The organism is Allobosea sp. CER48 (assembly GCF_044752385.1).
In the GTDB taxonomy this organism is placed as follows: Bacteria; Pseudomonadota; Alphaproteobacteria; order Rhizobiales; family Beijerinckiaceae; genus Allobosea.
The window spans coordinates 1-9,370 of the sequence record NZ_JBIWYK010000084.1 but is presented as its reverse complement, the minus strand read 5'-3'; the positions used below and the strand labels follow the sequence as shown (position 1 = coordinate 9,370).

Below are 9,370 nucleotides of genomic sequence, written 5' to 3'. Positions count from 1 at the left end.
TCAGGCGGATCGTGGAAGCGGCAGGAGCGGACGTGCTCCGCCTGGTCCGCGTCAGGATCGGCGGGCTCGATCTCGGGGAGCTTCCCAAGGGAGCGATCCGCGAGCTCGTCGGCACGGAGCGGGCCCTGCCGCTGGCCGGCCGACCCGGCCTTGCGGACAAGGTCTTCGGCCCGGCCCGCTAGATCGCCGCGGCTTTCAGTGTGCCGGCGCCTTGGCCGGCACGGCTGGCGCGCCCTCCCAGCGTGTGTGCGCCGGCAGGTTCTCGCCCTTCATGATCACGGTCAAAAGCCCAATCTGCGCGTAGTCGCCGACATGGGTGTCATAGAGCACCGTTGCGCCTGCGCCGACGCAGACGCCCTTGCCGAGCCTGACGCGACCGACCTTCATCACGCGGTCCTCGTACAGATGCGTCTGCAGGGCCGAATGCGCGTTCACCGTGCAGAAATCACCGACCTTGATGCAGTCGAACTCGGTGATATCGGTTGAATCCAGCCAGACGCCCTTGCCGTACTTGGCGCCGAACAGCGTGAGGAACCAGGGCAGGAACGGCGTGCCGCGCAGGTAGTCGAACAGCACCTTGCCGCCGAGGCCCCAGTACATCACCGCTACGGCCTCGGTGCGCATCGCCCACCACGACCACATCGGCTTCATCACCGGCTTGTAGGCGCCCATCATCAGCCATTTCACGGCCGCGCAGATCAGCGCCTGCGCCACCGCGATGAGGACCGCGACGGCCATGAAGGACAGAGCGAGGCCGAGCCAGTCGCCCTCGTTGATCTTCTGCTGCAGCACCATGTCGACGGCGATGGTGCCGAAGGTGATGAACAGCATCGAGGGGAAGGAGGTGTGCAGCGCCTCGAAGACGCCGCGCCCGAACTGCTTGGCGAAGGACGGCTTGTAGGTCCAGTCCGCACCGAGATCGACCTTCTGCCGCGTCGGCAGCTTGATCGGCGGCGAGCCGAACCAGGTATCCCCCGGCTGCATCCGGTCGTTGGCGGGTGGCTTCGACTTGATGCCGATCAGCACGCGGTCGGGAATGACGGCCCCCGGCGGCACCACCGCATCGTTTCCGACGAAGACCTGCTCGCCGGTGCGCGTCGCATCCAGGCGCATATAGCCGCGGCGCATGTCCTCGTCGCCGAAGACGACTTCGTCGGCGATGAAGTTGCCCGCGCCGATGCCGGTGAGATCGTAGCGGCCCGAGAGATTGGTCGAGATCTCCGCGCCCTTGCCGATGCGCGCGCCCATCAGCCGGTACCAGGCCCGCATGTAGATGGTGGCGAAGAGCGAGGAGAGCGTCTCCAGCGTCACCTCGGTCGCCAGCGCCACGGTCCATTTGCGCGCATAGAAGCTCGAATGGATCGAGTAGGAGCCGGATGTCACGCGCGGCAGGATCGCCCAGCGCAGCCCCGCCATCAGCAGGACGGTGAAGGCGATGAGGCCGATCGCGGTCGGCCAGGTCAGGATCGGCAGGAACCAGAGATAGCTGATGTCGGTCCAGCCGGCGATGAAGTAGTCGATCTTGTCGAACAGCCAGAAGGCCGGGAAGATCGGCAGGAGGCTGACGGGCGGCAACACCACCAGCATCAGGATGTAGAACAGCGTCAGCAACGTGCGGCGCGCGGCCGAGGCCTCGGCCTGCGGCGGCAGGGCGGCCAGATCGACCATGCCGATCTTGCGGCCGGGCGTGCCGTCCCAGATCTCCGCTTCACCGACATGGGCGCCGGGCGGAATGGCGGTGAGGTCGCCGATCTCGGCATGGTTCCCGATCACCGCCCCGTGGCCGAGCACGACGGAGGCACCCGCCGAAACGTCCGCGCCGATCCTGATGCGGCCGATGATCAGCTTGTCGCCGATCGCCTCGCCGTTGGCGAAGGTGGTCTTGGAGCCGAAGCTCGTGCCGTCGCCGATCTCGATCAGGTCGATGGCGCCGGCTTCATAGTCGGAGATGATGACGTCGCGCCCGACCCTGGCGCCCAGCAGGCGCCAGTAGAACCGCATCACCGGCGTGCCCTGCAGCCATTTCAGGTGGACGAGGCCGGCCACGCGCGCGGCGAACCACCAGCGGAAATAATAGACACCCCAGAGTGGATAGACGCCGGGCTTGGTCCGGCCGAGCACGATCCATTTCAGCGCGATGGCGATGAGGCCGGTCACGAGGATGATCATGATGTAGACGCCGAGCAGCGCGCCGATCTGGCCGAGCAGCGGCAGGTCCTCGCCCGACAGGATCATGTAGGTGACGAAGACGCCGAGCCACTGCGCCGTGGACAGGCCGATGATCACCGGCAGCACCGCCGCCTGCGCCAGGCCGCAGAGGAAGCGGCGCAGGAAGGGCGGCGGCGTGAAGGAAAGGTCCTCGGCAACCGCCGCTCCGCGCTCGTCGAGCAGCGCCGCCATCGCCCGCAGCGTGCGTGCGGCATAGACGTCCTGCAGGGTGATGCCGGCATAGGCCGGCGTCTCGCGCACGATCGAGATGAAGCGCGCCGCCAGCAGCGAATGCCCGCCGAGATCGACGAAGAAATCCGCCTCCAGCGGCAGGCTCGCGGTGCCGAGGACGCGCCTTGCGGCGTCGAGGAGCGCGGCTTCCGTGGCATTGCGCGGCGGCTCCTGCTCGCCATCGGCGCTCGGCGCCGTCAGCGGCGCCGCCTTCAGCATCTTGCGGTCGACCTTGCCGGAGACCATGCGCGGCAGCGAGCCGGCCGCCTCGAAATGCGCCGGCACCATGTAGGGCGGCAGCTTCTCGCGCAGCGCGGCCCTCAGCGCAGGCCCATCGACCGCGACGCCCGGCTCCGGCACCACGAAGGCGACCAGTCGCTCGATCCCGTCATCGGAGCGCAGCACCACTGCGGCCTGCGCGACGCCCGGCTCATCGGCGAGCTTGGATTCGATCTCGCCGAGCTCGACGCGAAAGCCGCGGATCTTGATCTGGTCGTCGATGCGGCCATGGAAGACGATATTGCCGCTGGCGTCGAGGCTGACCGCGTCGCCCGAGCGGTAGAGAACGGGGTCGCCCTCGCCCGCGACGCCCGCGAAGGGGTTGGCGATGAACTTCTCGGCCGTCAGGTCCGGACGGCCGTGATAGCCCTTGGCGACGCCCGGGCCCCCGATCAGCAGCTCGCCCTGCTCGCCCGGATGGAGCAGATGCATGTCCTCGCCGACGATATAGGCGGTGTAGTTCGGGATCGGCTTGCCGATCGTGACGGTCTCGCCGGGAACGACGTCGGCGGCTGTCGCCACCACGGTCGCCTCGGTCGGACCGTAGGTGTTGAGGATGCGCCGGCCGGGCTTCGACCATTTCTGCACGATCGCCGGCGGCAGCGCCTCGCCACCGAGCAGGATCAGCTTCAGCGAGGGCACGTCGGCGGGCAGCATGCCGAGCAGGGTCGGCACGGTGTCGATCACCGTCACCCCGGCCTCGTTCAGGATATCCGGCAACTTTTCCGCATCGCCCATCATCTCCGGCGAGGCGACGAAGAGCGTCGCGCCCACCAGATACGGCGTCCAGATCTCCTCCATCGACAGGTCGAAGGCGACCGAGGCGCCCTGGAACACCACATCCTCGGGCCCGATGCCGTAGAGCGCATTTCCGGAGCGCAGGAAGTGGCAGATGTTGCGATGGCTGATGACGATCGCCTTCGGCGTGCCCGTCGAGCCGGAGGTGTAGATGAGGTAGGCGGGATGATCCTTGGTCAGCCCCGCGGGCCGCGCCGGCGTCTCCGAGCCGTCGGCGCCCGCTGCGAGGCCCTCGGGCGTCCACACGGTCCGCTCCGTCGCCTCGGCACGCCCGGCCCAACCGGCGCAGGTGACGATGCCTTTGGCGTCGGCGTCGTTGAGGCAGGTTGCGATGCGCTCGACCGGCGCCTCGGCATCGAAGGGCACCCAGGCCGCGCCCGCGCGCGTGATCGCGATCTGGGCCACGAGCAGATCGATGCCGCGCGGCATCCACAGGCCGACCATGTCGCCCGGGCCGACGCCGGCAAGCTGCAGGCCGCGCGCCTGCCGGCCGGCCTGCGCCCAGACCTCGGCATAGACGAGGCGGCGATCGCGGTCGGTCAGGGCAGGATGATCGGGCCGTGTCGCGACCGTGGCCGCAAAGATCTCGGCCAGAACCTCATCGCGGATCAGATCGGGGCGCTTCTCGCCGGCCAGCATGGCAAGGGGATTGGCGCCGGCCGCATCAGACGCCGCCGGCAGCTTCGTCATATCGTTCATCGCGCCCCGCTGCGCTGAAAGGCTGGTCCCTGACGTCGCGGCAGCCCCCTGCCCCGACCGTGTGACGCCCTATCACGCACCTTATGAAGAAACCCGGAATCGTCGCTGCTGCGCGGCGCCGTCCACGTGAGCCCCCCGGCCGGGCAGGCCGCCGCTTCACGCTGCCTTGCTAGCACATTCTCCCTGCGGAATCACGCGTGAACCAGCGATGAATGCAGCGGCGGCGCCATCGCCGCCGCAGGGCTCAAAGCCAGTCGGCCTTGCTGCCGGTGATGACGAGAAGCTTGCCCTGCCAGATCTCGACCCTGGCAGCATCCTGCGTCGCGACCGCGCCGATCAGCGCCAGAATGGCCCGGGCCACGCCGCCATGGCTGACGATCACCGTCTCGCGCCGGAGCCCCTCCAGAACCGGGCGGATTCGCTCGGCCAGCATCCGGTAGCTCTCGCCTCCCGGCGGCACGAAACCCCATTTGTCGCGTTCACGCAGATGCGCCTGCTCGCGCTCGGCCTTCCGGATGTCGCGCCAGGTGAAGCCTTCCCACTCGCCGAAGGTCAATTCACGCAGGCGGTCGTCGACCGCATAGGCGCCGGCCGGAAGTTCGAGCTCCTGGCGCAGGATGTCCATGGTCTCGCGCGCCCGCTGCATCGGCGACGCGATGTAGTCGAGCTCGGCATAACCAGGCTCCAGCGCCTTGAGCCGCCCCGCGGCCTCCGCGGCCTGGCGCCGGCCGAGATCGTTGAGCGGAATGTCCTGCCCGCCTTGCAGGCGGCCCTCGCGATTCCAGTCGGTCTCGCCATGACGGACGAGGATGAGCCGGTGGGGGAGCGAAAGCGGAAGCATGCCGGGGCTTCTGCACGCTGATGGCGCCCAGGTCAAAAGCCAAAGGCGGCCGAGCCCCATGCATCCGCCCCATAGCGACAATCGGCCGCTTTCTGTGGCCGATCGCGGACGGGGTGTGTATAGCGCCCTTGCCCATTCACTGGCGGAACCGAATGCCTCTCTCCCTCGCCTTGCCCGATTGCCGCAGCCTCGCACTCGATGCGCTGCCGCTCGTCATGGGCATCGTCAACGTCACGCCCGATTCCTTCTCGGATGGGGGCCTGCACGCCGGCACGGAATCGGCTGTGGCGCATGGCGCGCGCCTTGCCGCCGAAGGCGCGGCGCTCATCGATGTCGGCGGCGAGTCGACGCGGCCCGGCCATGCCGCCGTCGATGCCGAGAGCGAGATGGCCCGCGTGCTGCCCGTGATCGCCGGGCTGAAGGCGCGCCTCGATACGCCCATCTCGATCGACACCTACAAGGCAGCGGTGGCCGAGGCGGCCCTCGCCGCCGGAGCGTCGATCGTCAACGATGTCTGGGGAGCCCAGCGCGATCCAGGCATCGCCGCAGTCGCGGCTGCGGCGGGCGCTCCGATCATCCTCATGCATAACCGCGAGACCATAGACGCCGGGGTGGACATCTTCGACGACGTGCTGCGCTTCCTCGAGCGCTCGATCGCGATCGCCGTGCAGGCCGGCGTGCCGCGAACCCAGATCGTCGTCGATCCCGGGATCGGCTTCGGCAAGACCATCGGCCAAAACCTCGCCCTGATCCGCCGTCTCGATCGGCTCGGCGAGCTCGGCTGCCCGGTCCTGCTCGGCGCCTCGCGCAAATCGACGCTGGGCCACATCACCGGCCGGACCGTCCCGGCCGAACGGCTCGCCGCGAGCATCGCCGCCCATCTCTACGGCGCCAGCCGCGGCGCCGCCATCATCCGCGCCCATGACGTCGCGCCGCATGTCGACGCGCTGAAGACCTGGGCGGCGATCGACGACACCACGAAGGCAGACCTGTGAGCGAAACCGGCCGCATCCTCATCGAGAAACTCGATATCTACGCCTATCACGGCTTCTTCTCGGAAGAGGAAAGGCTCGGTCAGCGCTTCGTCCTGGACCTCGTCCTCGATGTCGACCTGCGCGCAGCCGCCGCCAGCGACCGCCTCTCGGACACCGTCGACTACGGTCGCGCCGTCGCCATTGTGAACGAGGCCTTCACGGGCCGCCGCTACCATCTGCTGGAAGGCGCGGCGCGCGCGGTGGCCTTGGCGATCCTCGACGCCTTCTCATCCGTCGACGCGGTGGAGGTCACGCTGCGCAAGCCCGCGCCGCCGATCCCGGCGACGCTCGGCTCGGTCGGCATCCAGCTGAGGTTCCGGCGTGAAGGTTGAGGCTGCGCTCGCCTTCGGCGGCAATCTGGGAGACCCCGTCGCGGCCTTCGCCGCGGCCCTGCAGGGGCTGCGCGATCACCCGTCGATTACGCTCGGGCGGTTGTCATCGGTCTATCGCACGCCGCCCTGGGGCAAGACCGACCAGCCGGAATTCCTCAATATGGCGGCCCTGGTCGAGACGTCGCTCGCCCCGCAGGACCTGCTCGCCTTCTGCCTCGAACTGGAGCGTGCCGGCGGCCGCGAACGCCGCGAGCGCTGGGGGCCGCGCACGCTCGACATCGACATCCTGACCTATGGCGACGCCGTCATCGATCAGGCGCGGCTGCAGATTCCGCACCCCCGCATCCCCGAGCGTGCCTTCGTGCTGGTGCCGCTCGCCGAGATCCTGCCGCAGCGCCTGATCGGCAGGCAGACCGTGGCCGAGTTGCTTGCGGCCGCCACAGACGAAACGATCCGCCGCGACGATGTCGCGACGGATCGCCTGAAATCCATGCTGGCTGGCTAGCCCGTCATCGCGGGCATCGGCCTCGCGATGCCCGCGCTCATTCGCCCTTGTCGAGCGAGATGTCCGGCGCGGTCGGCACCTTCATGCCGACGACATGGTAGCCGGCGTCGACATGCATGATCTCGCCGGTGATGCCGCGCGACATGTCGGAGACCAGGAAGACCGCGGTCTCGCCGACCTCCTCGATGGTGACCGTGCGACGCAGCGGCGAGTTGTATTCGTTCCAGCGCAGGATGTAGCGGAAATCGCCGATGCCGGAGGCAGCGAGCGTCTTGATCGGGCCGGCGGAGATCGCGTTGACGCGGATCTTCGAGGGGCCGAGATCGGCGGCGAGATACTGCACGCTCGACTCCAGCGCAGCCTTCGCGACGCCCATGACGTTGTAGTGCGGCATCCACTTCTCGGCGCCGTAATAGGTCAGCGTCAGCAGCGAGCCACCATCGGTCATCAGCTTCTCGGCCCGCTGGGTGATCGCGGTGAAGGAGTAGCAGGAGATCAGCAGGGACTTGGTGAAATTCGCCTCGCTGGTCTCGACATAGCGGCCGGTCAGCTCGTCCTTGTCGGAGAAGGCGATGCAATGGACGACGAAATCGAGCTTGCCCCAGAGCTTCTCGATCTCGGAGAAGACCGCGTCGATCGTCGCGCCGTCCGTGACGTCGCAATGCCCCACGACATGGCCGCCGAGTTCCTTGGCCAGCGGCTCCACCCGCTTCTTCAGCGCATCGCCCTGATAGGTAAAGGCGAGCTCGGCGCCGGCGTCGGCCGCGGCCTTGGCAATGCCCCAGGCGATGGATCGGTTGTTCGCGACGCCCATCACGAGCCCGCGCTTGCCCTTGAGGAGATTGGCGGTCGGCGAAACGGCGTTGGAATCAGGCATGAGAGACCCGCAGGGTGAACGAGGAGCAGGTCTCTTAGAACAGTCGCAGGGAAGTGGGAACCGCTTTTGACGCCGGCCTCCACGGCTGAATCGCGCATCCGACCCGGTTCGGAGGTATTTTTGCTCCGATCGGGGCCGGAAAGGCCGGCGCGCGCGCCGGGAAGCCTAGTCGGTTTCGCTGCGCGCCTTCATCAGTGCCGTCAGCTCGGCATCGCTCGCCGGCATCTCGATATCGATTGCGACGAAGAGATCGCCGACCGCGCCCTTCTCGCCCTTGAGCCCCTTGCCGCGCAGCCGGAACTGCCTGGCCGTGCCCGTCAGCGGGGGAATGTTCATCTCGACGGCACCGGTCAAAGTGGGCACGTGCACCGGCCCGCCGAGCACCGCCTTGGCGAGCGGAACGGCCACGCGGGAGCGCAGGTCATTGCCGTCGACCGTGAAGCGCGGATCGGGCTTGATCTTGACCGTCATCATCACATCGCCGGCCTCGCCGGAGAACGGATCGGTCTGGCCGAGGCCGCGCAGGCGCATCACCTTGCCGTCGCTCACGCCCTCGGGGATCGTTATCTCGACCTCGCGGCCGGTCGGAAGCTTCACCCGCCGGGCGCCGCCGGTTGCGGCCTGCGCCAGAGTCACCTCGAGGGTGAAGCTCTGCTCCGGCGGCTTCTGCGGCTCGGGCCGGCCGCGCGAGCGCCGGCTCGCCTCTCCGAAGAGCGAAGAAAAGATGTCGGAGGCATCGAAGCCGGCGTCGCCGCCGCTGCCACCCGCGCTGCCGGCCCGCCCTCCGAAGGGATTGCCGCCCTGGCCGAAATGGAACTCGAAGCCGCCGCTGCGCCCGCCGCGGCCGGCGCCCATGCCCTCGAAGCCCTGGAACTTCGGCTTGCCCTCGGCATCGATTTCGCCGCGGTCGAACTGCTTGCGCTTGGCCTCGTCGCCCAGGACCTCGTAGGCGGTGTTGAGCTCGGCGAACTTGTCCTGCGCCTTCGGATCCTCCCGGTTGCGGTCCGGGTGCAGCTCCTTGGCGCGGCGGCGGAAGGCCTTCTTGATTTCCGCATCGCTCGCGCCGCGGGCGACGCCCAGAACCTGATAGGGATCGCGCATCCAGAACCTCGTTTCCACGAAAAGTCGAACGGCCGGCGCCGAAACCGCCAGCCGTCCGCCGAACCTATGTGGGGACGGTGTGGCGCGAGCGCAACACCTCTCGGGCGCCCTTCTGCACCCGTCGCGAAGTCAAGGCAAGCGCACGCCGGACGTCAGCCCACACCCTTCCAGGGCGTGACGTCCTTCACCGCCCATTCGCCGCCGGAGGGGCGGCATGCGGTGCCCTGAAGCTTCACCGGCCGGGTCTGGGTCTGAACGCTGGCGATGAAGGCGCGGCAGATCTCGTCCGAACGCAGGAACGGCCCGCCGACGGGTATGAAGGAGCCCTTGATGCCGCTCTGGGGGTTGTCCCACGACACTGCGGCACCGTTGCCCTGCGGATCGAGCGCGACGCTCATCGCGCCATCGGCGCGGCGCATATCCTCGGGGCCAAGCTCGGCCTGCAGGCTTGCGAGGGCAGCCGGC

General features: G+C 68.4%; 8 protein-coding genes and 1 pseudogene. 4 read left to right on the top strand and 5 right to left on the bottom strand.

Annotated elements, in window-relative coordinates; genetic code table 11:
- Positions 1–182, top strand: a pseudogene (locus tag ACIPIA_RS05410) (hypothetical protein); the annotation flags it as partial.
- Positions 183–195: 13 nt separating this feature from the next.
- On the opposite strand, the gene ACIPIA_RS05405 reads toward ACIPIA_RS05410, so the two are convergent.
- Both ACIPIA_RS05405 and ACIPIA_RS05400 read right to left on the bottom strand, forming a co-directional pair.
- Positions 196–4,215: a Pls/PosA family non-ribosomal peptide synthetase gene (locus ACIPIA_RS05405; protein WP_400507409.1), complete on the bottom strand. Its 4,020-nt coding sequence runs from the start codon at positions 4,213–4,215 to the stop codon at positions 196–198.
- A 244-nt stretch (positions 4,216–4,459) separates the two neighbouring features.
- Positions 4,460–5,056, bottom strand: coding sequence for a histidine phosphatase family protein (locus tag ACIPIA_RS05400; protein ID WP_400507407.1), 597 nt, complete (start codon positions 5,054–5,056; stop codon positions 4,460–4,462).
- 152 nt (positions 5,057–5,208) lie between these two features.
- Between ACIPIA_RS05400 and folP the strand changes: the two genes are divergently transcribed.
- From folP to folK, 3 genes are read left to right on the top strand one after another with little or no spacing between them, the layout of a single operon-like run.
- Positions 5,209–6,051: a dihydropteroate synthase gene (gene folP / locus ACIPIA_RS05395; RefSeq protein ID WP_400507405.1), complete on the top strand. Its 843-nt coding sequence runs from the start codon at positions 5,209–5,211 to the stop codon at positions 6,049–6,051.
- Complete coding sequence (folB, locus tag ACIPIA_RS05390) at positions 6,048–6,422, top strand: dihydroneopterin aldolase (RefSeq protein ID WP_400507403.1); 375 nt, start codon at positions 6,048–6,050, stop codon at positions 6,420–6,422. Before folP ends, folB begins: the two co-directional genes overlap by 4 nt.
- Positions 6,412–6,927, top strand: a complete 516-nt coding sequence (gene folK, locus ACIPIA_RS05385) for a 2-amino-4-hydroxy-6-hydroxymethyldihydropteridine diphosphokinase (RefSeq protein WP_400507401.1) — start codon at positions 6,412–6,414, stop codon at positions 6,925–6,927. The genes folB and folK overlap by 11 nt, the downstream gene beginning before the upstream one ends.
- 37 nt (positions 6,928–6,964) lie before the next feature.
- Here folK and fabI read toward each other — a convergent pair whose 3' ends face one another.
- From fabI to ACIPIA_RS05370, 3 genes are all read right to left on the bottom strand, one after another.
- Positions 6,965–7,804 (bottom strand): enoyl-ACP reductase FabI, encoded by an 840-nt coding sequence (gene fabI / locus ACIPIA_RS05380; RefSeq protein ID WP_400507400.1) that lies wholly within the window; start codon positions 7,802–7,804, stop codon positions 6,965–6,967.
- 165 nt (positions 7,805–7,969) lie between these two features.
- Positions 7,970–8,905 carry a DnaJ C-terminal domain-containing protein gene (locus tag ACIPIA_RS05375; protein ID WP_400507397.1) on the bottom strand — a complete coding sequence of 312 codons (936 nt, stop codon included), beginning with the start codon at positions 8,903–8,905 and terminating at the stop codon, positions 7,970–7,972.
- A 152-nt stretch (positions 8,906–9,057) separates the two neighbouring features.
- On the bottom strand, positions 9,058–9,370 hold a 313-nt coding region (locus ACIPIA_RS05370), incomplete at its 5' end, for an RT0821/Lpp0805 family surface protein (protein WP_400507395.1).